Origin of the sequence: Magnetococcus marinus MC-1, assembly GCF_000014865.1 — a bacterium.
Classification (GTDB): Bacteria; Pseudomonadota; Magnetococcia; order Magnetococcales; family Magnetococcaceae; genus Magnetococcus; species Magnetococcus marinus.
On sequence record NC_008576.1, the window covers coordinates 604376 to 625333 of the forward strand.

The following is a 20958-nucleotide window of genomic DNA, read 5'->3' on the forward strand; positions in this document are numbered from 1 at the left end:
TACGCTTGGTGGACACCCACACTAGGGTAGATGGGGTGGTGGGCCCAAGGGTACGGGTTAAGCGAAAGGGATAGCCGGGAGTGTGTTATGGTGGAACCAGTCAAAAAAAATCGCTTACGACACTTGCTGCGCAAAGAGCGACGCATACAGCGTCTTATGATGTTGCTGGTGGTGTTGGTGGGCCTGCCTGGCGGTTTTTGGATTATCCTACATGTTCGTGAGGATGTGGCGACCGATAGCCCCTTTGTAAAAGAGCGGCAAAAGGCAGAGTGGAAGAAAAAGGGGGAGAGCCCTGTGGTGGTGAGCGGTGGTGTCGCATCCAGTAGCGCTGCCAGTGGTAGCCGCAGTGGTGGTGCGGGCGGCCCAGAAAATGAGCTTGCAAGACCACCCAACCAGCTGATCTCAAAAGATGAAATGGCTCAGGCTAAACAAGAGATGCAGCAGTTTGCGGCTCAGCCACAGCCACAGCAGGCGCAGCCCCAAGCACAGCCCCAAGCACAGCAGGCGTATGAGACCCGCACGGCGATTAAAGAGCCTGAAAATTCTGAAGAACAGAGCATTAATGTGGTGGAGCTCGGCCCCATTAAGGTAGGTAATGGTCGCTTAGGTAATTCGCTGCTGGGGCAGCGGCGGTTTTTTGCGGAGATCCTCAACCAGGGTCAATCGGTGGTGACCCAGGTGGCGGTGGTGATTGCCTTTACCAATGGGCAAGGGGGCGTGGTGGAGCAGCGTATGCTGAACCCATTGGCCATTTCTACGGGGGTGTTTGGGGATACGATCAAGCCTTTGCGGGCCGGTGAGATACGCACCTTTGGTACCTCAATCGACGATGTGCCCAGCGGTTGGGATGGGGGAGTGCGCCTCTCCATTCAGGGCATCCAACCGCTTGAGCCGGTGGTTGAAGCGCCGCTGGCGCCCCCTGCTACGCCGGTGCCATAGGGCGATTTGGGTGGTTAGGGGCACCCTGTTGGGCAGGAAAAAGAGTTTGACAGTTGGTGGAGGGTAGCCCAAATTGCAGGGTTTATTGGGCTTGCTGCTGTAGGGTTGGGGATGTGGGTGCGCATATGGTGCAGACAGAGCTGATTTTGGCCTCGACCTCTCCCTACCGGGCGGAGCTATTGGGGCGGTTGCGGCTGCCGTTTCGGCAGCAGGCACCCCAGTGTGCGGAAGCGGCGTTGGCGGGGGAGTTGCCGGCTGCTATGGCGGGGCGTTTGGCCACCTGTAAAGCGCAGGCGGTGGCGGCGGGTTTGCAGGATGGGTTGGTGATTGGTTCGGATCAGGTGGCAACGCTGGACGGGGTTACGGCGGTGGGTAAGCCGGGTGATTTTGAACAGGCACTGGCGCAACTAGAGGCGGCTTCGGGTCGGAGTGTGACCTTTTATACAGGCGTGACCGTGCTGGATGTTGCGAGTGGTCGTATGCAGCGCGCGGTTGAGCCGTTTCAGGTCGTGTTTCGCCCGTTGAGCAGAGCGCAGATAAGCCGTTATTTGGCGCTTGAGCAGCCCTATGATTGTGCTGGGAGTTTTAAGGTAGAGGGATTGGGCATTGTGCTTTTTGAGCGCTTGGTGGGGGAGGATCCTACCGCCTTGATGGGGCTGCCATTAATCCGCTTGACCCGCATGCTGGAGGCCATGGGGGTTGCACCGTTGGGGGGCGAGTTGGTTTCCTAACGCATCGAAACACGGGTCTGGGGGGGCTAGTCGTGTTCCATTCAGCGCGAACGCTCATGGTGGCGTGAGTGTTTAACTTTGGGGTTGAAAATGTCTGGGACAGATAATGCTGGGCGTGGGTGGCCTACGGGTCTATTTATTCAAACCGATTGGTTGCAGAGCAACTTGGAGCGGGAGAATTTGCGGATTATTCAGGTCGGGGGTGAGAACTTTTACAGCCGCATGCATATCCCTGGGGCGGTCATGGTTGGCTATCAAGATATAACCGGGTATCGAGATGGAATACCGGGTTTTCGTGCCGAGACAGCGTTATTACGCAAACTGTTTGGGCGTTTGGGCATCACACCTGAGAGCCATGTGGTGGTTTATGACGCCAGTGGTGGTATGGATGCAGCACGTATGGTGTGGACGCTGCACTGTATGGGGCATACGCAGTGTTATATTTTAGATGGCGGCATGGGTGCGTGGTATACCGAGAAGCGGGTTTGTACGGATCATATGCCACAGATTGCACCGGTTGAGTATCGTGTGGATGAAGATTTGCGTTGGGATGCGGACATTGAGTTGATGCAGCGGGTGGTTGCGGGTGAGCTTGAGATGAAGGTGTTGGACACCCGTAGCGAGGCAGAGTATGAGGGGCAGACCATCCGTGGACCACGGGGCCATATCCCAGGGGCGCGCCATTTTGAGTGGATGGATGCCCTGCGCACTCCACAGGATCCCCAATTGAAGGATGATGAGGCGTTGCGTGAAATGTTGGCAGGTCGTGGGGTAGAGAATCCGCACACCGATGAGGTGGTGGTCTATTGTCAGACGGCACATCGGGCGGCCCACACTTGGGCGGTCTTGCGTCATTTGGGCTATGCCAAGGTGCGCTTGTACGATGGCTCTATGGCGGAGTGGGGTATCTCTGGGCAGCCAGTGGTGGCGGGCATGGTGCCACGTTAAGGAAGAGGGGGATCGGTTGAAGGGGGTGCAGTACGGGGCGTTTGCGACGGCCACGAGCCAGTGGTGGCGGGTGGTCTCAGGGGTGCTGGAACCGCTCCGTGCCCCAACCCCAGCCCCCGCATACCCCCCCTGGGGCGCTTGGCATTCCCTTTGGGAGATCCCTTGAAAAAGCGGACCAGAAAAAGCGAACAAGTCAAAAGAGCAAAAGCAAAACTCTGGGGGGGGGAGAACTTCTCCCCCCTCAAACTTTTTTTAAAAGTAGAAGCCCTGAATAAAGGGTATGGCGAATGCGGTAAAACAAAATTTAAAATCAGTGCCTCATGGCCTAAACCTGCTATTCTTTAATCACTTTGTACACCTAAAGCCGCCTTAAACGAGACGCTACCATGTTCGAATCCCTCTCCGACCGCCTTGAAATCACCTTTAAAAAACTCAAAGGCCAAGGAAAACTCTCGGAACAAAATATTAAAGATGCCCTGCGCGAAGTGCGCATCGCCTTGCTAGAGGCCGACGTAAACCTAAACGTCACCAAAGCGTTTATCCGTCGGGTTCAAGAAAAAGCCATTGGCGTTGAGGTGCTGAAATCCCTCACCCCAGGGCAACAGGTCATCAAAATCGTCCATGACGAACTGGTCGCCGTCATGGGCGCAGCCAACGAAAGCCTAAACCTCGCTAACCAACCCCCGGTGGTGGTGATGATGGCGGGTCTGCAAGGCTCTGGTAAAACCACCAGCACCGCCAAGCTCGCCAAACGCCTCATTGATAAAGAGCGGAAAAAATGCCTGCTCGCCTCCTTGGATGTCTACCGTCCTGCGGCTATGAAACAGCTGCAAACCGTCGGTGAACAGGTTGGTGCGACGGTATTGCCAACGGAACCGACAGAAAACCCGCGAGAGATCGCCAAACGTGCGCTGGAGGAAGCCAAAAAGGGCGGCTTTGATGTGCTGTTCCTGGATACCGCTGGACGCCTGCACATTGATGAAGCCCTGATGAGCGAGTTGGCCGATGTGGCCGCTCTGGTCAACCCTCACGAAATCCTGTTTGTTGCCGATGCCATGACCGGCCAAGATGCCGTCAGCGTGGCTAAAAATTTCGATGACCGACTGAATATCACCGGCGTGCTGCTCTCTAAAACCGATGGTGACGCGCGGGGCGGTGCCGCCCTGTCCATCCGTGAAGTGACGGGCAAACCCATTAAATTTTTGGGTACTGGGGAAAAGCTGGATGGCCTAGAGCCCTTCCACCCCGACCGCGTAGCCTCCCGCATTTTGGGTATGGGCGATGTGGTCTCCCTGGTGGAAACCGCCATGGAAAAGGTGGATCTGGAAGAGACCTTTAAACTTCAGGAAAAACTGGCCAATAAAAAGGGCTTTACCTTGGAGGATTTTCTCACCCAAATGCAACAGGTGCAGAAAATGGGCTCCATCAGTGATCTGGTGGGCATGATCCCCGGTGCCAAACAGGCCATGAAGGGTAAAGAGCTGGATGTGGACGATAAACAGATTAAACGCCTCGAAGCGATTATTCTCTCCATGACCAAAAAAGAGCGGCAAAAACACGCGCTCATTAATGCATCCCGCAAACGCCGCATTGCGGCGGGCTCTGGTACCTCGGTACAAGAGGTCAATAAGCTGCTCAAACAGTTTGTGCAGACCCAGACCATGATGAAAAAATTGGGCGGTATGGGTGGCCTGGGTAAAATGATGAAGGGCATGAAAGGCTTGCCCAAAATTCCTGGTCTTGGCGGTGGCGGTTTTCCTAAGCTACCCTTTTAAGGCTTAAACCTTGGGCACCCATTGGTCTCCTCAAGCGGCCTTTGACCCAACCGAGCAAAGAAGGTAAGCCATCTTTACAAATAAACGGCGTTGTGGAGAGGCTAAAAGAAGCAACGCCATGGGCTAGGTTTTGAGGTCCAATATTTTTAGCCTGTTAGCGGGATTTTATACCCTCTTTGTGTCTTAGACGCGGATTTGTCTTGACGCTTTGATTAATTCGTATACAATCCCAGGATTTCCAAGGTACCCAAGGACCGTGCTGCCCAAAAGGGGTTTAGCGCTGAGGTCCTTTTTTGCAATTTTGTTGTAGTTGAGAGAGGAAAACAGATGGCCGTTTGCATCCGTCTGGCACGTGGTGGTAAGAAAAAGAAACCCGTCTACAGTGTGGTTGTCGCTGACAAGCGCATGGCACGTGATGGTCGCTTTCTTGAGAAATTGGGGCAGTACATCCCCATGAAAGAGGGCGGTACATTCGCCATCAATCAAGAGCGTTATGCGCACTGGATCAGCCAAGGTGCCAAGCCTTCCGAAACGGTGGGTAAGTTGGTTGCCAAGCAACAGAACGCCGCTGAAGCCTAATTCTTCAAGCGGGGTGGAAGACCACCATGTCAGGTACTGAAGAGATCCGTTGGGTCACTCTGGGCTATGTGATGGGGGCTTTTGGTCTCAAAGGCGAGATGCGTGTTCGCTCGTTGACCGAACGGCCCGATGGCATCTTCGACCACCCAGTCTGGTGGCTATTCAACCCCAAGCAGAAGACGCGGCAAGAGATGCGGTTGGGCTCTGGGCGGTTGCATGGCAAGGGTGTGGTGGCCACTTTGGCGGGTGTTACCACCCGTGAGGCGGTGCAGGCACTGTTCGGTACAGAGATCCAAGTACCTCGCAGCATGCTCCCGGATGGGGGGGATGATCCTGGGGTAGATGGTATCTGGGCGGATCTCATTGGCTGCCAAGTGGTTGAGGTGGATGGTACCGAGCTGGGCCGGGTTGTTGAAATGATGGCAACCGGTGCCAACGATGTACTCATCGTACGCGGCGGGCCTGAGGGTGAGAAGCTGCTTCCTTATATCGAGGAGGTGGTGGTGGAGCTAGACCTGGACCGGCAGATCATCAAGGTTAAGCTGATGGAAGGGATGTAGGGGTGGAACCGTGCGGGGCTGAAGTGGCCATGCGGTTTTCCATACTAACCCTTTTTCCCGAGATGTTTGCGCCACTACAGGCCTCGATCCTCGGTCGTGGGCAAAAGAGCGGGCGGCTGGATCTTAATCTGGTACAGATACGGGATTTTGCCACTGACCGTCACCAAAATGTGGATGATACCCCCTTTGGTGGTGGTCCCGGCATGGTGTTAAAGCCGGATATCCTCAGCCATGCGTTACGCGCGACGTTGCAGGGTGAGACCGCGCATGTGGTCTACATGAGCCCCCAGGGTAGCCGCTTTGATCAAGCAACGGCGCAGCGATTGGCCGGTTATGGCCATGTGGTGCTGCTGTGTGGGCGCTATGAAGGGGTGGATGAGCGTTTTATTGATGCTCATGTGGACGAAGAGCTCTCGGTTGGGGATTTTGTGCTCACCGGGGGTGAACTGCCCGCCATGATGGTGGTGGATGCGGTTTCTCGCATGGTTCCCGGTGTGTTGGGGGATCTGGAGAGTGCCCAGGCAGACTCGTTTCAAACCGGGTTACTGGATCATCCTCACTATACACGTCCAGCGCATTGGGTGGTGGATGGTGATCATTATGGGGCACCAGAGGTTTTGCTTTCGGGCAACCATGGGGCCATTGCAGAATGGCGTAGACGACAGGCGCTGTTGCGCACGTTGATACGCAGACCGGATCTGCTGGGCAAAGCCCCGTTAAGCCGGGTTGAAAAACGTCTGATCGAGGCCCTTGCTGTTGATCTGGACGCGCTGGAAAACAAGCATTGATTAGGACACTGTCAAGGTGTTTGCGTTAGCGCCGCCAACTCAGCCCGACATAGCTGGGTTTAAATGGTGGCGGTGTGGATACGAGGAATGAGACGATGAACCAAGTGCAGGCTTTTGAACAGAGCATGATCCCTGAGACCGCCGTGCCTAAGTTTGGCGCAGGTGACACCTTGAAGGTACACGTGAAGGTTGTAGAAGGCACCCGTGAGCGGATCCAGGTTTTTGAAGGGGTTTGCATCGGTCGCATGAACGCGGGTTTGCGTTCCACCTTTACCGTGCGCAAGATCTCTTTTGGCGAGGGTGTGGAGCGGACTTTCCCTGTCTACTCACCCCGGGTAGACAAGATTGAAGTGATTCGCCATGGTGACGTACGTCGTGCCAAGCTTTACTACTTGCGTGGCCGTACGGGTAAAGCCAGCCGCATCAAAGAGAAGCGCGACTGGTAGTCCGTTTTTTTAGCGGAGCACAAAGCGAGATGAGACACAAGGCGCACCCTGGCCCCGATCTGGAGCTGGAGTGCGCCTTGTTGCGTTCAAATCGGGCCATTAAAACCCTTTGCGGGGTGGATGAAGCGGGACGCGGCCCTTTGTGTGGTCCGGTGGTGGCTGCGGCGGTGGTGCTGGATTTGGACAACCTGCCCGTGGGGTTGAATGATTCCAAACAGCTGAGCGCCAAAAAACGCGAACAGCTGTTTGAGCAGATTTACGTCACTTCACAGGTTGGTGTGGGTGAAGCATCGGTGGCGGAGATTGATGCGTTGAACATACTGCACGCCAGTATGTTGGCCATGGTGCGAGCGGTGACGGCGCTCCAGGGTAGACTGGTTGTGGACCATGCGCTAATTGATGGCAATCGTGTGCCAGCAACCTTACCGGTTCCGGGGCAAGCGGTGGTGAAGGGGGATGCTAAATCGCTTTCCATAGCGGCGGCGTCTATTATTGCCAAGGTGACGCGGGACCGCATCATGGCCGAGTTGGATCGAGATTATCCTCACTATGGTTGGGCCAAAAGCCAGGGTTATCCTACCCAAGCCCATCTGCAAGCCCTCGCTTTGCATGGCGTAACCCCCCACCACCGTCGCAGCTTTAAACCGGTTAAGCAGTTGCTTCCCCACTGATATTTTGGCAGTAGGCCTGTTTTTGTGGTAACGCCCCTCCTTCTGAGCCTGTCACATAAGCAATCGGTATGCCTCCGAGGCAAAATAGAGCTCAACGAATCAAACAATGTAAGCCTATGGTTTAGAATGCAAAACCAAGGTGATTTAACCGTCTTGAAAGGTGCCATTCATCTGTCGGGTTGGCCAATCTGGATGAGGGCAACCAGGAAAGAGTGGCTGTGGAAACGCGCCAGCATCAGCACTGGAGGTCGTCAAATTCCATGAAAACGAAAAATTGATGCATAAAGGCGTGCTAAAACCCACCACGTTGAAACGTTGCATCCAACGTGCGCCGTTATTAGGTGCGGAATCATGGCGATCGTTGGTTTAGCGGCCACCTATGGCGCAAAAGCGGCTCGTCGCCCTCGTTAATGCCGCTGCGCCGAGCTGTTTTCTTGAGTGTGGAAGCCGTTTTTTTTCCCGACCTACTTGCAATCTTCGCTTGGGCTACTTACATAAAGGCTGGATTGACGATCTTTACGCTGCCTAACCATGTGCGGCGCTTGTTTTTTTTATTAAAGGAGATGCGGCGCCATGAGTGAAGCCGAAGAGAAAAAGATGAGCCCAGAGCCAGAGAGCCCAGAGCCAGAGAACTCAGAGAGCTCAAAAACGGAATCCCAGGCTGTCGAAGGTGAAGTGGTCGAGGAAGAGACCGAAAGCTGTACCCTGCCCGAAGAGGAGAACAGCACCGAACCCTCATTGGAAGCCCAACTGCAAATGGCCCTCGATAAGGCTGAGGAGCAGCAGAAAAATTATCTGCGCAGCATGGCCGATATGGATAACCTGCGCAAACGCAATGCCCGCGAAATGGAACAAGCCCGCAAATTTGCGGTCGAAGGGTTCGCCCGGGATATGCTCAGTGTGGCCGATAATCTGGAACGCGCCATGAGCCATATGGACCAAGAGAGTGACAATGAGCAGATCAAAGCCATTGTGGACGGGGTCAAAATGGTCAACTCTGAGTTGGCCAAATCCCTAGAAAAACACGGTATTAAACGAATTGAGGCAATGGGGCAAATGTTTGATCCCAATCTGCACCAAGCGGTCATGCAAGTGGCCGATGACCGCGTACCCCCAGATACCGTGGTGCAAGAGATGCAGGCCGGTTATACCCTCAATGAGCGTCTGCTGCGCCCCAGTATGGTGGGTGTGGCCAAAGCGCCATAATAATCTGCCCAATTAAGCTGTGGGGGGCTTGTAAAGCGCAAAGGCAATCCCCATATGGTGAGCAGAGAGAGATAAAGTAGGCCAAATCAGGGTCTTTAACACGCAAATCATAGCCCATATAGGGCTTGTTAAGCATAGCATAAGAGGACAATACAATGGGCAAAGTGGTTGGCATTGATCTGGGTACCACCAACTCCTGTGTCTCAATCATGGAGGGCGGCGAGCCTAAAGTCATTGAGAATAGTGAAGGGGTGCGTACCACCCCCTCGATGGTGGCGTTTACCAATCAAGGGGAGCGTCTGGTGGGGCAAGCTGCCAAACGTCAGGCGGTAACCAACCCGACCAATACCCTCTATGCGATCAAACGTCTCATCGGGCGTCGCTTTAGCGATCCGTTGACCGCTAAAGATCAAGGCTTGGTTCCCTATAAAATCGTCAAAGCAGATAATGGCGATGCTTGGGTGGAAGCCGATGGTAAAAAAATGAGCCCCTCCGAGTGCTCCGCGATGATTCTGCAAAAGATGAAGCAGACCGCCGAAGATTACCTCGGAGAGAGCGTGAGCGAGGCGGTTATCACCGTTCCCGCGTACTTTAATGATGCCCAACGTCAAGCCACTAAAGATGCCGGGCGTATCGCCGGCCTTGAGGTGTTGCGCATTATTAACGAGCCCACCGCCGCCGCCTTGGCCTATGGGTTGGACAAAAAGGATGGTCAAACCATCGCCGTGTTCGACTTGGGGGGGGGTACCTTTGACATCTCCATTCTGGAGATCGGTGACGGCGTGTTTGAAGTAAAATCCACCAATGGGGATACCTTCCTGGGTGGTGAAGATTTCGATATGGCCATTATCGACTATCTGGCCGATCAATTCAAAAAAGAGAACAGCATTGATCTGCGCAAGGATTCCATGGCGCTGCAACGCCTCAAGGAGGCCGCTGAGAAGGCTAAGATTGAGCTTTCCAGCAGCAACCAGACCGACATTAACCTGCCCTTTATCACTGCCGATGCCAGTGGCCCCAAGCACTTAAACCTGAGCTTGACCCGGGCTAAGCTGGAATCGCTGGTGGATGAGTTGGTGCAGCGCACCCTCGCCCCCTGCCGCACCGCCCTGAAGGATGCTGGCATGACCGCGGCTGACATTGATGAGGTGATCTTGGTGGGGGGTATGACCCGCATGCCCAAAGTGCAGGCAGTGGTGGGTCAGTTTTTTGGTAAAGAGCCCCACAAGGGTGTGAACCCCGACGAAGTCGTGGCCATTGGTGCGGCCATCCAGGGGGGGGTGCTCAAGGGTGAAGTGCAGGATGTGTTGTTGCTGGATGTGACCCCGCTCTCCTTGGGTATTGAGACCCTGGGCGGTGTGTTCACCAAATTGATTGAGAAAAATACCACCGTGCCTACCCGGAAGTCGCAAGTCTTTTCGACGGCAGCCGACAATCAGTCGGCCGTGACCATTCGGGTAGCCCAGGGCGAGCGCGAAATGTTCTCCGACAATAAAACCTTGGGGCAGTTTGATCTGGTTGGTATCGCCCCCGCGCCCCGTGGCATGCCCCAGATTGAGGTGACCTTTGACATTGACGCCAATGGCATGGTGCATGTGTCCGCCAAGGATAAAGGTACCGGTAAAGAGCAGTCCATTCATATTGAAGCCTCGGGCGGTTTGACCTCGGAAGAGATTGATCGCATGGTGCATGAGGCCGAGTCCCATGCGGAAGAGGATGCCAAGAAGCGTGCCCTGATCGAAGCCCGCAACAATGCGGACTCTCTGGTCTATTCCAGTGAGAAATCGTTGAAAGAGCACAGCGATAAGCTGGACGATGCGTTGAAAAACCAGATTACCGCCGCCATTGAAGATCTTAAAGCGGTGATGCCCAAGGAGGATCCTGAGGCCATCAGCAGCAAGACCCAAGCGCTCATGGAGCTTTCCATGAAGATGGGTGAGCAGATCTATAAGGAAAATCCTGAAGCCGCTGGCATGGATCCTGAAGCCGCAGCCCATGCAGCAGGGATGCATGGGGGTGCAGCCACGGGTGGTGGCGATGGGGCAAACAAACATGGCAAGGGCGCCGAAGATGTGGTAGAAGCCGAGTTTGAAGAGGTCAACGACGACAAAAAATAGGTCGTTGAGTCGGTGCATAGACCCCGCTAGGTGAGGGGGGTTAGGTAGGGCGGCGGGGGGTGCAATGGGCGCCTTCCGCCGTTGGCCTATCGGGCGCAATAAACGGTAATTGACAGAAGTTAGGGCCAGTTATGTCCAAGGATCTCTACGAAATTCTGGGTGTGTCAAAGGGTGCGAATGACGCTGAAATCAAGGCAGCCTATCGCAAGTTGGCGATGAAGCTGCACCCTGACCGCAATCCGGGTAATGATGCAGCAGAAGCGCAGTTTAAGGAGGTCAATGCAGCCTATGAGGTGTTGAAAGATCCTCAAAAGCGCACCATCTATGACCAGTATGGTCATGCCGGTTTGGGGCAGGGTGGCCCCGGTGGACCTGGCGGCTTTGGTGGACAGGGCGGCGCAGGCTTTGGGGATATTTTTGAAGAGTTTTTCGGGGATATTTTTGGGGGCGGTCGACAAACCCGTGGGGGGGGGCGTAGTGGGGCCCGTCAGGGTGAAGATTATCGCTACGACCTGCGGGTGACGTTAGAAGAGGTGGCGCGGGGGGTGGAAAAGCGGGTACGCATTCCCTCCATGAGCACCTGTGATACCTGTCACGGCAGTGGCGCGCGCTCGGGCAGTAAGCCCACCACCTGTACCACCTGTGGGGGGGCCGGGCAGATACGCACTCAGCAAGGCTTTTTCCAGGTGCAACGGGCCTGTCATGTCTGTCACGGTAAGGGACAGATTATCTCAGATCCCTGTCCCGATTGTGGGGGCGCGGGTCGGCAGAAGAAGGAAAAAACCCTCACCGTAAAAATTCCACCAGGGGTGGATACCGGTACGCGCATTCGTCTCTCTGGCGAAGGGGGGGCAGGCATTCAGGGTGGCCCGGCGGGGGATCTGTATATTATCACCGAGGTTGAACCCCATAGCATGTTTGAGCGCTATGGGGTGGATCTATTGTGTGTGGTGCCCATTACCTTCCCGCAGGCAGCGTTGGGGGCCAAGCTGGAGGTGCCCACCCTCAACGGCAAGGCCCGTATTACCTTGCCAGCGGGCAGTCAGACCGGTAAGCGTTTGGTGTTGCGCAGTAAAGGTTTGCCCCATTTGAACCGCCCCGGCATGTTGGGCGATCTGGTGGTGGAGGTGCGGGTAGAGACGCCGGTCAAACTGACCACCAAGCAGAAAGAGCTGCTTGAAGAGTTTGACCGTTGCGGCGATCCCGACTCGCAGCCCGATTCTGTGGGCTTTTTTGACAAGGTTAAAGAGTTTCTAGGCGGCAATTAAGCGGTAAATCGGATAGAATGCTTCCTTGTCCTGGTGTCGAGGATTTGGAAATGAATCCTTTCACGCCGCCCTTATGGGGCGGTGTGTCTGTATGGATGGAGTCGGCGTAAGATGACCATTAAGGTAGGGGTGACAGGTGTTTGTGGTCGTATGGGGCGTATGTTGGTGGAGGCCACTCATAAGGCGCAAGGCTGCATGTTGGGCGCAGCGAGTGAATACCCAGGGCACACATTGATTGGCGCCGATGCCGGTGAACTGGCAGGCGTGGGCAAGTTGGGGGTGCTGGTGGGGGGGGATGCCGAGACAACCTTTCGCGATGCCGATGTGGTGATTGATTTTTCGGTGGTGGAGGCCACCCTGGCGCATCTGCGTTTGGCGCTGGCCCAAGGCACACCCATTGTGATTGGCACCACCGGTTTTAGCGCGGCAGAACGTCAACAGATTGCCCTGGCGGCGGAGCGTATTCCCGTTGTGTTTGCGCCCAACTATGCGGTGGGGGTTAACCTACTGTTTAAGATCGCTGCCGAGGTAGCCGCCGTGCTTGGTGGCGAGTATGATATTGAGATTGTCGAGGCCCACCACCGGCACAAGGTGGATGCCCCCTCCGGCACCGCTTTGGGTTTGGGGCAGGCCATTGCCGAGGCGGTGGAGCGCAACTTAGATGAGGTGGCCATTTACGGTCGTCAAGGTCAGACCGGGGCGCGGGATCCACAAACCATCGGTTTTTCCACCATTCGCGGTGGGGATGTGGTGGGGGACCATACCGCCATGTTTATGACCGATGGGGAGCGCTTGGAGCTAACCCACCGGGCCTCCAGCCGCATGACCTTCGCCAAGGGTGCCGTGCGGGCTGCTAAGTGGGTGGTGGAGCAGAAGCCGGGTCTCTATGATATGCGGGACATTTTAGGGTTTAAATAAACGGCTTTGCCATGGGGTAGGGGGGTAACGCACCCCGCAGCAGGTTCTCCTAGCCACTGAGCAGGGGCCGTGCGGAATAACCCCATCGGGTTGGCCAGTGTGGATGGGTAGCAGCGAAGGCCAAACTCGGTTGCATGGTGGGTACGGTCGCGATCTGCCCATCAAAGGGGTAAGCGTAAAAATCTGGCTGGGTAAGCAGAACACAGGCCACGCGCCTATAGCGGGTTGAGCCGGAAGAGGCGTCAAGCGGGTTTGTCAGCGGTTGAGTAAAGAGCACCATAAAAAAATAATCCTGGAATATACCAGGGAGAGACCTAAAATGCGGACATGAGCATAACCCAGGGGTAGCGCCACTCGGGTTAATCCCCGCCAAAACGAGGATCTATAGGATGGAAATGGAAGAAGGCATCATCGAACTGGACCAAGTCAAACCCGGCACCAAGATCACCATTGAGTTTGGTAACTTGGAACCCGCCTTGACCAAATTGGACGAGCCCAAAAAATTCCTGATGGAAGATTGGGGTGAGGATGAGAAAGAGATCTATATTCTCGAAGATCGCATCGAGGAGGATGAACCGCTGCACTACGCCCTAGAGCCTATGACACTGGAAGAGGGCTTAAAGCGTAACGAGGGTAAATTTGGTCTTGACCGCGTCATGTGGGACTTTCTGGGCCGCGAAGTTGGCGGTTTTGAGGTGGAAGAGCCCGAAGAGGATGAAGATGAGGAAGAGGCCGCCGAATAAAAGCGTCGGCTTAGGTCATGTGAGCGGGTTAAGCCATGCTCGTTATGACAAAAATCCAAAGATCAGCGTTGGCCTAAAGCGCCATAGGGTTTGCTTCTCAAAACAGCGATGGGGCGCGCTGGGGTTGACCGGGGCAATGCCTAGCCTCTGCTGAGGGGCCAATAGGGCGCGTGTCTACGGGACGACACGCTAAGAAAAGGCGTTCGCTAGAGCGCCTTTTTTAGCATTTAATGCAAAGGTTTATAAAAATGTCCAAGCAACCACCCATCTCTGCTATAAAAAATATCCCGTCGCGGGATCGTTTGATGTTTGCCATGGATGTGCCCGATAGTGCCACAGCCAAAAACCTGGCAGAAAGGCTGGGTGGCTCTGTCACGGTCTATAAGCTGGGGTTGGAGCTGTTTCTTTCGGGGGACTATTTTGAGCTGGTGGAGTGGATGCTCAAGCGGGATAAAAAGGTTTTTGCGGATCTAAAACTGTTTGATATTCCCAAGACCGTGGAGCGGGCCACCCGGCAGTTGGCGGGGCGGGGGATCCACTATCTCACGGTGCATGGTAATGATGGCATTTTGCAGGCGGCGGCCTCGGCCAAAGGGGATATGAAAATCCTGGGTGTGACCTCGTTAACCAGCCTGGACCGGGGGGATTTGGATGACCTAGGCTTTCAGTGTGATGTGGAAGCGTTGGTTGCCTCGCGGGCCAAACGGGCGTTGCTGCATGGCTGTGATGGGGTGATCTCGTCGGGCTTGGAAGCGGCGAGATTGCGTGCGGAGTTGGACCACAAACTGCTGGTGATTACGCCGGGCATTCGGCCTGTGGAAAACCGTCCCAGTGATGACCAAAAACGGGTGGTCAGCGTGGAGCAGGCGTTTGCGTTTGGTGCCGACCATATTGTGGTGGGTCGACCTATCCGGGATGCGGAAGAGCCCGCTAAAGCCGCCGAGGCGATCCAACAAACCATTGCCGATCTGTTTAGCTAATGCGGTTTCGAGAGGGGATGGAAGCTTGGCCCCGTAAACCTCTTTTGGGTGCGGTGTTTAGCGGTAAGCCGGTCATGGCATAAAAGGGGTTGGTAGGTTTTATCGCCAACCCTGTTGCGCAAGGTGTCGCCAAGCCACCTTTATTGCCATGCAAACTCGGGCATGTTAGGGTGGTGATGGGCTGGTGGTGGATCGACCAGCAGCGCCTAATTCCCTCTCTTGTTGACCTGCATGGTGCTTCTACCGAAGTTTTGTGCCTGTTGCCCTGAGGCCACACCCCCTCATCGGTGAAAGTACCCTTCATGCTCTCTCTTACAAGCGCCACTGCCCTGTGCGGGCATCGGCCACCCCCACGCCCCACGCAAGGCTATGCATTGCGAGGTGGGGTATGTCCAGCTTAGATTCTGATTTGTGGTTGCAGGCGTGGCAGGATGACCACATTTGCGATTTTCATCAGTTACGGGTGAACCGCCTGCTGATGAAACACTGGCCCTTGTTGCACATGGCCCGTGGCGAGCGGGTTATGGTACCACTCTGTGGGAAAAGTCTGGATATGTTGTGGCTGGCGCAGCAAGGCTACGAAGTGTTGGGGATTGAGCTTAGCGCCCTAGCGGTAGCGGCTTTTTTTGAGGAAAATGGGCTACAACCTACCCACCGCAAACTGGGGGATTTTACCCTCTGGCAGAGCGGGCGTGTCTCCATCTTGTGCGGCGATTTTTTTGATCTTACCCCCCTGTTGTGCGAAAACGTGGATTGGGTCTATGACCGGGCTGCTTTAACCGCACTACCTGAGCCATTACGCAGGCGTTATGCGGCCTATATTCAGCAGTTAACACCAGCCAACATCGTGCTTATGACCATAGAAGAGCAGGAAGATGGGGTGAGCGAAGCGTGCTTTTTGGGCATTGATCCAGAGATTATGGCGCTTTATGGCCCCTTGTGTCACATCGGTTTGAGCTATGTGGGCAGAGAGGAGGAAATTGACCCGAATAATCCTCTTGGCAAGCCCATATCGGTGGCCTATAAGATTTACCAAATCACCCGCTAAATAAGAGCAACTGGCTGTCAACGCTCTCCTGCGACGGGGAGACCGGGTCGTGGTAACAACCCTGGAGAAAAAGTCACTCATGGGAACGTGCTTAGATAGCTGCCATAAAAGGAAAAAGATATGTCACATTCTCCAAAAATTGTGCTGTTGTTGGCTCTGCTCTGGATCACCCCCGCGATGGCCCAAGAGCCGGTCGCGCCTCAACCAGAAGAGCAGGCGACAGGTTGGCAAGAGAAACTGAAACAGGGTTGGGATGCCACCAAACAGTTGGTGGAAGAGAAGGTCGTACCCGCTGGTGAAAAGGGTTGGGAAAAGACCAAAGAACTAAGCGCTAAAGGCTTGGAGAAATCCAAAGAGCTGGGTGCCGAGGGATGGGAGAAATCCAAAGAGCTGGGTGGCCAAGGCTTGGAGAAATCCAAGGAGCTGGGTGCTAAAGGGTGGGAGAAATCCAAAGAGTATGGTGCTAAAGGGTGGGAGAAATCTAAGGAACTGGGTGAAAAGGGGCTAGAAAAATCCAAGGAGCTGTTGGAACAGGTCACCCCTAGCGATGCACCAGTGCCAGCAGAACCTGTGGAACCACCGACCCTAGAGCCGCAACAGCCGATTTCCCCACAGCTCTCTCCAACCATTTAATGAGGAACTGACCACGCCCATAGCCCCTTTGCAGCCCTACTTCGGTTCATGGGAGCAGACCACGGCTCTGTTTGGGTTTTTTTAAAAAAAAGGCGCTCGGAAATAACCTCCCGAGCGCCTTTTTTTATGGCCACAAAATCAAACCCACTTAACGGGGCATGCTGGTGGCGTAGTTACCTGCTTTCATCATGCAGATAATCGCCTCAACCGTGGCATCATCATCATGAAAATGATCGGTGTGCAGCACCAGATCATACTCGCTCTCTAACGAGGGAAAACGTCTGGGCATTTTCGCAATAAACTTGGCCCGTTGGGCGTTGACCGTTTCAATTTTTTTAGCCGCTTCGCTTTCAGAGATGCCTTCACGACTGGCAATGCGCTTAATGGCGTGGCTACGGCCACACTCTAAGCGTAAACGGAAGGTGCGCTTTTCCGGGAGTAACATGTGCGAGCCACGGCCCACCACCACACCACCATTGCGGCTGATATTAATGAGTACCTTAACCAGAGCCTGGAAATAGGCATCCTTAGGAGACTGTTTATCGCTAAAGATGGAGTAGATAAAATCATCCATAAAGTTGGTGGCACGCTCATCAATGCGTTGCATCAACAGTTTGTCTTGATCGGCCTCTTCCAACACCCGGTCAATAAGGCCCTGATCGTAGTAGGGTACATGGAGTTTTTCGGCCAGTTTTTGGGCGATAATGGTGCCGTTTGCACCAAGTGTGCGTGAAACGGCAATCAATGGGGCGGTGGTGGCCTCTCCACTCTCTTTGACCTGCTCTTCAGAAAACAGGCCAGCGCCTACAATAGATTTAACCAAGTCCAGGGAAGGTTTGCTCATAATCACAACGCTCCGCTACCAAGCTCTCATCGTCTGCTAGAGAGCTTGGCACATGTTTAGAATGGGGCGCAAAGCCGTATGGCGAGTGCGACCAACCGAGTAGACATCAGGGCAAAACATCCAACATCCGTACAGGTGGGGCGCATAGGCATCCCCCCCTTTAATGCGTAATCACAGCCTATGTCGGGGCCATCCTGTGGCGTTACCCTCAAGCCCGACCTTGCGGGACAACATCTTAATGGCATTTACCCGCAATGGCACCCTTTTGTGCGCATCCTTGGCTATATTTTAGCAAAGTGTGCGAAATGGACGGTTATTTTGCCCATTTTTCCAAAATTGTGGGGAAAATAGGCCATAATATATGCATTTCAGCGAACGTGTGCCCTGCCGAGTTGGTAGCAACTGGCACCGTCTATAGGCTGCCCGCACATGAAAAAGGCCATCGAACGGTTAGACTGCTACACAAACCGGGGCGTTTCGTTTCTCGAACACTGGTCTATGAGCCGCGCGCGATAAGGTGGCTTGTGCAACGTTAAGGGTGTTGCCCCGATAGATCTCCGCTGCCCACCTTGGCAGACAGAAGCTGCTTTATATGCGCGAGATACGCACTTTGGTCACGATGCGATCATTGGCCTCTAACACTCTAAAATGATACTCCTGCTCCACCACATCATCATCGGGTTTAGGAATCGCTTTAAGACGGTGCATCATCCAACCCGCCAGGGTGTGAACCTCTCCCACTGGCAGTAAAATGTGAATCCTGTCATTGATTTGTGAGAGCGGCATGCGCCCGTCGGCCACATAATCATCCTCACCAAGTTGCTGAAACATTAAGCGACGCTTGGGTTGGTATTCATCAAAGTCGTAACCAACATCAATCTCACCGACCACCTCTTCAAAAATATCTTCCATGGTAAGAATACCCGCCGCCGAGCCAAATTCATCCACCACAATGCCCATGTGGTTGGATGGCCGTGCTTGTAACAGGGGCAGCGCTTGATCAATGGTCTGGTTGGGAGAAAGATAGAGCGGTGGATCGGTAAAATCTTTGAGTGTTTTCAAGCCAAGATCCGGATCCATCAAGGCCCAGCTATTGATGGTACAGACCCCCACAATGTTAATCAAATTACCACGGTAGACGGGCAACCGATTAAAACCTTGGCTATAGATGCGTTCTATGGCCTCGCTTAAAGGGGCTTTTTCCGAGATGCCCACCACATCCACCAAGGGGATCATCGCCTCGCCCACGGTGGTGTCGGCAAAACGGATGATGCGCCGCACGCGGTCACGGTCAAAGCGCCGGCCAGAGGGGGTAGCGTCGCTCATCTCCAGCAACATACGTATCTCATCGCGGGTAATAAAGCCGTTCTGGTGGCTATGGCCCCCCACCAAACGGGTCACAAAACGGGCAATGCGACTGAAGATAAAGATGACCGGGTAGAAGAGAACCGAAAAAAATTTAAGCACATAGATAATGCGTGGGGCGATGACGTCAGCCTTTTGCTGATAGATGCTTTTGGGTACAATCTCACCCAAAATCAGCAGAAAAGGGGTGAGCACCAAGGCCGAGATCATATCACCATGGCCCCCAAACAGATCAATAAACATAAGGGCCGCCATGGTCGAGATGGAGACCGTGGCGATGTTGGTGCCGATCTGGGTGGTGCCTAACACAATATCCGGATTTTTAAACATCTCCACCACCATGCGGGCGCCTTGATCCCCCAACTTGGCGCGGTGGCGCAGCTTAAGCTTATCGCAGTTAACCATGGCGATTTCACTGCCAGAAAAAAAGCCCTTGATCAGCACAAAGAGACCAATCAATAAGATCTGCCCAAAGGAGTCCATATTTATACCTCCCCAGAGGGTGTGGCGGTTGGGGCATCAGGTGTGTGGAGCTCTTTTTCCAAAGCAGCAGCCTTGCGTTTTTTTGATTTAACCTTGGTGGGGGCTGGGGTTTGCGTCTCAGCCGCAACCACCGGGGTCTCTGCCACAGGGCTCTCATCCGGCTTCTCGCGGGCGGTTTCTTCTGGCTTTTCGCAGGCGGTTTCTTCCGGGTTCGCGCGCGCGGCTTCCATTAAACTTACCTCACTGGCCGCCTCGGGTTCTTCATCATCGCGCAGCAGCACTTGCTGTTCAGCGTCTGCACTGCCGTGGTCTGTTGGCGCGTGGCCGCTCTCATCCACCTCCACCGTGCTGGGGCTTTCCAGCGGATGGGGGGCCTCTTGCTCATCGGGCAGGCCATTGTCCACACTGCTTTTGCCGACCCGTAGGGTCTTAATACGCAGACCATCCATCTCTAACACGGTAAAGCGTAGGCCATCATTGACCAAGGCATCCCCCACCTTGGGCAGCCGGTCAAACAGCCGAAACGCTACCCCGCCGATGGTGGTCATCATGCTATCGTCAATACCAAAGGCGGTCAGATCCTCAAAATCAATGAGACGCATATCGCCGGGTATGATGTAAATGTTGTTATCTTTCTCTTTATAGTAGGCTTTGCTTTTGCCCGCGCCAGAGATCTCACCAAAAATAAAGGTGAGCACATCTTTCATGGTGACAATGCCCGTTACCCCACCATACTCCCCCAAGATAATGGCGGCACGGGTGTTGTGGGCTTGGAAATAGTCAAACATTTCATCCACGGTTTTGGTGGGTGGCACATAGTGTACGGGGCGCAAAAGCTCCTCAATACGAACCTCTTCTAGGGGGCGCTGGCTGCGTAGCAGTCGCAGCACATCCTCCGAATGCAGCATGCCCAAAATATTGTCCGCATGGCCGCGAATAACCGGTACGCGGGGGTGCCGATATTTTCTAAAACGTTTTAAAATTTTAGGCAGGGGATCATTGGCATTCAGCAGGTGCAAACGGGTACGGGGGGTCATGATGTGCAGCACCTCGGTCTCCGAGGCTTCCAGCATATTATCAATCAATACCCGTTCCGAGGCATCCAAGGCGCCATGATCGGCACCCTCTTCGACCAGAGTACGGAACTCATCCTTTTGTAAAATATTTTCCTGTTGCACCTGCTCCCCTACAATCAGTGTGGTTATGCGGTCGGCGATGAGGCGGATGGTCTCACGCAAGGGGCTGATAAAAATAATCCATTTGGGCAGAATGCGGGCCGAAATACGGGTAGAAAATTTAATGGGAAAGGTTACAGCAAAGGTTTTAGGTGTGACCTCGGCCACCAGCAACAGCAAGGGTACCATCACCAGTACGTTGAGCAGTCCCACATCTTCACTGCCAAAGCTGAGCAGCAGAATGGCCGCCATGTTGGAGGATGAGGCGATGTTGAGCAGCTCATTGCCACATAGAATAGAGATGATCAGACGGCGGGGTTCGTCAAGCATCTCGTGAATGCGGTCTGAATAAGGATTGCGGGTGGTGCGGAGTTTTTGCAGATCCAGACGACTCAGCGAAAAGAGGGCGGTCTCTGAGCCAGAGAACATGGCCGCCGCGATCATAAGAAAAACCTGCAAGAGAATCCGCAGGGCAAATTCCAGCTCCTGAGTGGTGAAAACGGGAAGCAGTGTGGAGCCATCCATACGGAACCTGCTTTCTTGACCAAAGGGCGTGGGTGAAGAGAGGTGAGCAACGTCGCGTAGAGCTCACCACACGGGCCGCGCTGTGGGGCAGAGCGGTTCCCAAAGCGTCTTATCAGGCGCGTACATAACAGGATTTCGGAAGAGATGGCGCCTTTCCCAGAGTGCAGCGGGGGTACTCTACCACAAACCAACCGACGATTGGAGCACAGAAGCGTG

21 protein-coding genes are annotated in these 20958 nt (G+C 54.4%); 18 read left to right on the plus strand and 3 right to left on the minus strand.

Going from position 1 to position 20958, the window contains the following annotated elements; translation table 11 throughout:
* Positions 1-87: 87 nt before the first annotated feature.
* From MMC1_RS02585 to MMC1_RS19530, 18 genes are all read left to right on the plus strand, one after another.
* A complete protein-coding gene (locus tag MMC1_RS02585) occupies positions 88-939 on the plus strand; it encodes a hypothetical protein (RefSeq protein ID WP_011712191.1) in 852 nt (283 codons plus the stop codon).
* Positions 940-1064: 125 nt separating this feature from the next.
* The gene (locus MMC1_RS02590) at positions 1065-1670 is read left to right on the plus strand and encodes a Maf family protein (RefSeq protein WP_011712192.1); all 606 of its coding nucleotides are present in this window, start codon (positions 1065-1067) and stop codon (positions 1668-1670) included.
* Positions 1671-1760: 90 nt separating this feature from the next.
* Positions 1761-2618, plus strand: coding sequence for a sulfurtransferase (locus tag MMC1_RS02595; RefSeq protein WP_011712193.1), 858 nt, complete (start codon positions 1761-1763; stop codon positions 2616-2618).
* 162 nt (positions 2619-2780) lie between these two features.
* Positions 2781-2963 carry a hypothetical protein gene (locus tag MMC1_RS21525; protein ID WP_143711330.1) on the plus strand — a complete coding sequence of 61 codons (183 nt, stop codon included), beginning with the start codon at positions 2781-2783 and terminating at the stop codon, positions 2961-2963.
* A 41-nt stretch (positions 2964-3004) separates the two neighbouring features.
* The gene (gene ffh, locus MMC1_RS02600; protein WP_011712195.1) at positions 3005-4393 is read left to right on the plus strand and encodes a signal recognition particle protein; all 1389 of its coding nucleotides are present in this window, start codon (positions 3005-3007) and stop codon (positions 4391-4393) included.
* Between the two features lie 327 nt (positions 4394-4720).
* Positions 4721-4972 (plus strand): 30S ribosomal protein S16, encoded by a 252-nt coding sequence (rpsP, locus tag MMC1_RS02605; protein ID WP_011712196.1) that lies wholly within the window; start codon positions 4721-4723, stop codon positions 4970-4972.
* 26 nt (positions 4973-4998) lie between these two features.
* Positions 4999-5532: a ribosome maturation factor RimM gene (rimM, locus tag MMC1_RS02610; protein WP_011712197.1), complete on the plus strand. Its 534-nt coding sequence runs from the start codon at positions 4999-5001 to the stop codon at positions 5530-5532.
* A gap of 29 nt (positions 5533-5561) precedes the next feature.
* Positions 5562-6320 carry a tRNA (guanosine(37)-N1)-methyltransferase TrmD gene (gene trmD / locus MMC1_RS02615; protein ID WP_011712198.1) on the plus strand — a complete coding sequence of 253 codons (759 nt, stop codon included), beginning with the start codon at positions 5562-5564 and terminating at the stop codon, positions 6318-6320.
* A 95-nt stretch (positions 6321-6415) separates the two neighbouring features.
* A complete protein-coding gene (rplS, locus tag MMC1_RS02620; protein WP_011712199.1) occupies positions 6416-6766 on the plus strand; it encodes a 50S ribosomal protein L19 in 351 nt (116 codons plus the stop codon).
* A gap of 29 nt (positions 6767-6795) precedes the next feature.
* Positions 6796-7437 carry a ribonuclease HII gene (locus MMC1_RS02625; RefSeq protein WP_011712200.1) on the plus strand — a complete coding sequence of 214 codons (642 nt, stop codon included), beginning with the start codon at positions 6796-6798 and terminating at the stop codon, positions 7435-7437.
* A 573-nt stretch (positions 7438-8010) separates the two neighbouring features.
* Positions 8011-8643 (plus strand): nucleotide exchange factor GrpE, encoded by a 633-nt coding sequence (gene grpE / locus MMC1_RS02630; RefSeq protein ID WP_011712201.1) that lies wholly within the window; start codon positions 8011-8013, stop codon positions 8641-8643.
* Between the two features lie 155 nt (positions 8644-8798).
* Entirely contained in the window at positions 8799-10760 is a 1962-nt protein-coding gene (gene dnaK, locus MMC1_RS02635; protein WP_011712202.1) for a molecular chaperone DnaK, read from the plus strand.
* A gap of 131 nt (positions 10761-10891) precedes the next feature.
* Positions 10892-12028, plus strand: coding sequence for a molecular chaperone DnaJ (gene dnaJ, locus MMC1_RS02640; RefSeq protein ID WP_011712203.1), 1137 nt, complete (start codon positions 10892-10894; stop codon positions 12026-12028).
* 111 nt (positions 12029-12139) lie between these two features.
* Complete coding sequence (gene dapB / locus MMC1_RS02645; RefSeq protein WP_011712204.1) at positions 12140-12946, plus strand: 4-hydroxy-tetrahydrodipicolinate reductase; 807 nt, start codon at positions 12140-12142, stop codon at positions 12944-12946.
* A gap of 389 nt (positions 12947-13335) precedes the next feature.
* Complete coding sequence (locus tag MMC1_RS02650) at positions 13336-13689, plus strand: hypothetical protein (RefSeq protein WP_011712205.1); 354 nt, start codon at positions 13336-13338, stop codon at positions 13687-13689.
* A gap of 248 nt (positions 13690-13937) precedes the next feature.
* Entirely contained in the window at positions 13938-14669 is a 732-nt protein-coding gene (pyrF, locus tag MMC1_RS02655; RefSeq protein ID WP_011712206.1) for an orotidine-5'-phosphate decarboxylase, read from the plus strand.
* Positions 14670-15057: 388 nt separating this feature from the next.
* Positions 15058-15717: a thiopurine S-methyltransferase gene (locus tag MMC1_RS02660; protein ID WP_011712207.1), complete on the plus strand. Its 660-nt coding sequence runs from the start codon at positions 15058-15060 to the stop codon at positions 15715-15717.
* A gap of 120 nt (positions 15718-15837) precedes the next feature.
* Entirely contained in the window at positions 15838-16350 is a 513-nt protein-coding gene (locus MMC1_RS19530; RefSeq protein ID WP_011712208.1) for a hypothetical protein, read from the plus strand.
* 148 nt (positions 16351-16498) lie between these two features.
* On the opposite strand, the gene MMC1_RS02670 is transcribed toward MMC1_RS19530, so the two are convergent.
* The 3 genes from MMC1_RS02670 to MMC1_RS02680 all read right to left on the minus strand — a co-directional run bounded on the left by MMC1_RS02670 (position 16499) and on the right by MMC1_RS02680 (position 20742).
* Positions 16499-17194: a cytidylate kinase-like family protein gene (locus tag MMC1_RS02670; RefSeq protein ID WP_011712209.1), complete on the minus strand. Its 696-nt coding sequence runs from the start codon at positions 17192-17194 to the stop codon at positions 16499-16501.
* A 588-nt stretch (positions 17195-17782) separates the two neighbouring features.
* The gene (locus tag MMC1_RS02675) at positions 17783-19042 is read right to left on the minus strand and encodes a hemolysin family protein (protein ID WP_011712210.1); all 1260 of its coding nucleotides are present in this window, start codon (positions 19040-19042) and stop codon (positions 17783-17785) included.
* A gap of 2 nt (positions 19043-19044) precedes the next feature.
* Positions 19045-20742, minus strand: coding sequence for a CNNM domain-containing protein (locus MMC1_RS02680; protein WP_011712211.1), 1698 nt, complete (start codon positions 20740-20742; stop codon positions 19045-19047).
* Between the last annotated feature and the right edge of the window lie 216 nt (positions 20743-20958).

Coding starts and splice junctions, on each gene's coding strand:
- MMC1_RS02585 (WP_011712191.1), top strand. CDS start 88: ATGGTGGAACCAGTCAAAAAAAATCGCTTACGACACTTGCTGCGCAAA.
- MMC1_RS02590 (WP_011712192.1), top strand. CDS start 1,065: ATGGTGCAGACAGAGCTGATTTTGGCCTCGACCTCTCCCTACCGGGCG.
- MMC1_RS02595 (WP_011712193.1), top strand. CDS start 1,761: ATGTCTGGGACAGATAATGCTGGGCGTGGGTGGCCTACGGGTCTATTT.
- ffh (WP_011712195.1), top strand. CDS start 3,005: ATGTTCGAATCCCTCTCCGACCGCCTTGAAATCACCTTTAAAAAACTC.
- rpsP (WP_011712196.1), top strand. CDS start 4,721: ATGGCCGTTTGCATCCGTCTGGCACGTGGTGGTAAGAAAAAGAAACCC.
- rimM (WP_011712197.1), top strand. CDS start 4,999: ATGTCAGGTACTGAAGAGATCCGTTGGGTCACTCTGGGCTATGTGATG.
- trmD (WP_011712198.1), top strand. CDS start 5,562: ATGCGGTTTTCCATACTAACCCTTTTTCCCGAGATGTTTGCGCCACTA.
- rplS (WP_011712199.1), top strand. CDS start 6,416: ATGAACCAAGTGCAGGCTTTTGAACAGAGCATGATCCCTGAGACCGCC.
- MMC1_RS02625 (WP_011712200.1), top strand. CDS start 6,796: ATGAGACACAAGGCGCACCCTGGCCCCGATCTGGAGCTGGAGTGCGCC.
- grpE (WP_011712201.1), top strand. CDS start 8,011: ATGAGTGAAGCCGAAGAGAAAAAGATGAGCCCAGAGCCAGAGAGCCCA.
- dnaK (WP_011712202.1), top strand. CDS start 8,799: ATGGGCAAAGTGGTTGGCATTGATCTGGGTACCACCAACTCCTGTGTC.
- dnaJ (WP_011712203.1), top strand. CDS start 10,892: ATGTCCAAGGATCTCTACGAAATTCTGGGTGTGTCAAAGGGTGCGAAT.
- dapB (WP_011712204.1), top strand. CDS start 12,140: ATGACCATTAAGGTAGGGGTGACAGGTGTTTGTGGTCGTATGGGGCGT.
- MMC1_RS02650 (WP_011712205.1), top strand. CDS start 13,336: ATGGAAATGGAAGAAGGCATCATCGAACTGGACCAAGTCAAACCCGGC.
- pyrF (WP_011712206.1), top strand. CDS start 13,938: ATGTCCAAGCAACCACCCATCTCTGCTATAAAAAATATCCCGTCGCGG.
- MMC1_RS02660 (WP_011712207.1), top strand. CDS start 15,058: ATGTCCAGCTTAGATTCTGATTTGTGGTTGCAGGCGTGGCAGGATGAC.
- MMC1_RS19530 (WP_011712208.1), top strand. CDS start 15,838: ATGTCACATTCTCCAAAAATTGTGCTGTTGTTGGCTCTGCTCTGGATC.
- MMC1_RS02670 (WP_011712209.1), bottom strand. CDS start 17,194: ATGAGCAAACCTTCCCTGGACTTGGTTAAATCTATTGTAGGCGCTGGC.
- MMC1_RS02675 (WP_011712210.1), bottom strand. CDS start 19,042: ATGGACTCCTTTGGGCAGATCTTATTGATTGGTCTCTTTGTGCTGATC.
- MMC1_RS02680 (WP_011712211.1), bottom strand. CDS start 20,742: ATGGATGGCTCCACACTGCTTCCCGTTTTCACCACTCAGGAGCTGGAA.